This is a genomic window from Kineococcus indalonis (assembly GCF_009906395.1).
GTDB classification, from domain to species: Bacteria; Actinomycetota; Actinomycetes; order Actinomycetales; family Kineococcaceae; genus Kineococcus; species Kineococcus indalonis.
This window is the reverse complement of record NZ_JAAALM010000608.1, coordinates 1-2172: the sequence shown is the minus strand read 5'-3', so window position 1 is coordinate 2172 and position 2172 is coordinate 1. Positions and strand designations below refer to the sequence as shown.

The 2172-nt window shown below is 77.3% G+C and carries 2 protein-coding genes and 1 pseudogene; all 3 read left to right on the top strand.

All coding sequences use genetic code 11. The annotated features are described in order from the left end of the window. The coding region (locus GTR00_RS19460) for an SDR family NAD(P)-dependent oxidoreductase (RefSeq protein WP_205706228.1) at positions 1 to 726 on the top strand (726 nt) is incomplete at its 5' end. Positions 727 to 729: 3 nt separating this feature from the next. After that, a pseudogene (locus GTR00_RS26510) lies at positions 730 to 1391 on the top strand (SDR family NAD(P)-dependent oxidoreductase); the annotation flags it as partial. Between the two features lie 32 nt (positions 1392 to 1423). Further along, the coding region (locus tag GTR00_RS19450; RefSeq protein WP_166613205.1) for an MFS transporter at positions 1424 to 2172 on the top strand (749 nt) is incomplete at its 3' end.

Sequence of the window (2172 nt, the reverse complement as noted above, 5' to 3'; positions counted from 1 at the left end):
CTGCTGCTGGGCGGGCGCAGCGAGATCGGGCTGGAGGTCGCCGAGCGGCTCGTGCGCCGCGGGGCGCGCACCGTGGTGCTCGCCGCCCGCGACGCCGGCCGGCTGGAGGGCGAGGCCGCCCGGCTGCGCGCGGCGGGCGCGCGCACCGTCGAGGCCGTGGAGTTCGACGCCGACGACGTCGCCGCCCACGGGGCGCTGCTGGAGGACCTCGTCGCCCGGCACGGCGCGCTGGACGCCGTCGTGGCCTTCGGGGTGCTGGGCGACCAGGCGCGCGCCGAGGTCGACGTCGCGCACGCCCTGGCCGTGGTGCACACCGACTTCACCGCCCAGGTCAGCGTCCTGAGCCACCTGGCGCGGCTGCTGCGCCCGCTGCGCGCCGGGCGCCTGGTGGTGTTCTCCTCCATCGCCGGCGTGCGCGCGCGCCGGCCGAACTACGTCTACGGCTCGGCCAAGGCCGGGCTGGACGCCTTCGCCTCCGGCCTGGCCGACGCCCTCGCCGGCAGCGGGGTGTCCCTGCTGCTGGTGCGCCCCGGTTTCGTGATCGGCCGCATGAGCGCCGGCATGGACCCCGCGCCGCTGTCCAGCACCCCGCCGCAGGTGGCCGAGGCGGCCGTGGCGGCGCTGGCCGCCGGGCGCGGGGAGGTGTGGGTGCCCGGGGCGCTGCGCGCGCTGGCCGCCGCGATGCGCGCCACGCCGCGCGCGGTGTGGCGGCGCGCTCCGCGCTGAGGCGCCGCCGCGCGGCTCGGCGCCGGCGCGGACCGCCTGCTGGCCGTGGCCGCCGACCTCACCCGCGCCGAGGACGTGCAGCGCCTGCGGCGGGAGGTCCGCGCGCGCCTGGGCGACCCGGGCGTCCTCGTGCGCTGCGCCGGCGTCACCGGCGCGCAGGGGCTGTTCCACGAGCTCGACGAGGACGGCTGGCGCTCCACCCTGGAGACCGACTTCTTCGCCGCCGTGCGCGTGGTGCGCGCGTTCCTGGACCCCGTGCGCGCCAGGGGTGGGGGCGCGTCGTGCTGCTGGCCTCGGAGGACGCCGTGCAGCCCTACGTCGACGAGCTGCCGTACTGCGCGGCCAAGGCCGCGGTGCTCAGCCTGGTCAAGGGGCTGTCCAAGACGTACGGCTCGGAGGGGGTCCTGGTCAACGCCGTCTCCCCGGCGTTCATCGCCACCCCCATGACCGACGCGATGATGGAGGAGCGCTCGCAGGAGAACGGCACGAGCGTGCGGGAGGCGATCGACACCTTCCTGGACGAGGAGCGCCCGTTCATGGAGCTGGAGCGGCGCGGGCGGCCCGAGGAGGTCGCCGCCGTCATCGCCTTCCTGGTCTCCGAGCGCGCCAGCTTCGTCAACGGCAGCAACTACCGCGTCGACTCCGGCTCGGTCGCGACGATCTGAGGGTTCCGCCCGCGGGTACTAGCGTGGAGCGCATGCCCGACGCAGCACGCCCCGCCGGAGCGGGGGCAGCGGTCCTCACGCCCGCCGAACGCCTCGACGACCTGCCCTTCACCCGCCGCCACCGGCGCCTGGTCGTGGGCTCCGGCATCGGCTGGGCGCTGGACGCCTTCGACGTCGGCCTGGTCGCGTACGTGCTGCTGGCGCTGCGCGTGCAGTGGGAGCTCACCGCCGGCGAGCAGTCGCTGATCGCCTCCGTGGGGTTCGCCGGCATGGCCGTGGGCGCCAGCCTGGGCGGCCTGCTCGCCGACCGGCTGGGCCGCCGGCAGGTGTTCGCGCTGACGCTGCTGGTGTACGGCGTGGCCAGCGGCGCCTCGGCGCTGGCGTGGTCGCTGGGCGCGCTGCTGGTGTTCCGGTTCCTCGTGGGCCTGGGGCTGGGCGCGGAACTGCCGGTGGCCTCCACCCTCGTCAGCGAGTTCGCGCCCCGGCGGGTGCGCGGGCGCGCGGTCGTGCTGCTGGAGGCGTTCTGGGCGGTGGGCTGGACCGCGGCGGCCCTGGTGGGGTTCCTGCTGGTGCCCGCCTCCGAGGACGGCTGGCGCTGGGCGCTGGTGCTCGGCGCGCTGCCCGCGGTGTACGCGGTGGTGGTGCGCCGGGGCCTGCCGGAGTCGGTGCGCTTCCTCGTCGCGCGCGGCCGGCACGAGGAGGCCGAGCGGGTCGTGCGCGGTTTCGAGGAGTCCGCCGGCCTGCGCCACGACGGGGCGCCGCTGAGCGGCAGCGCCTCCAC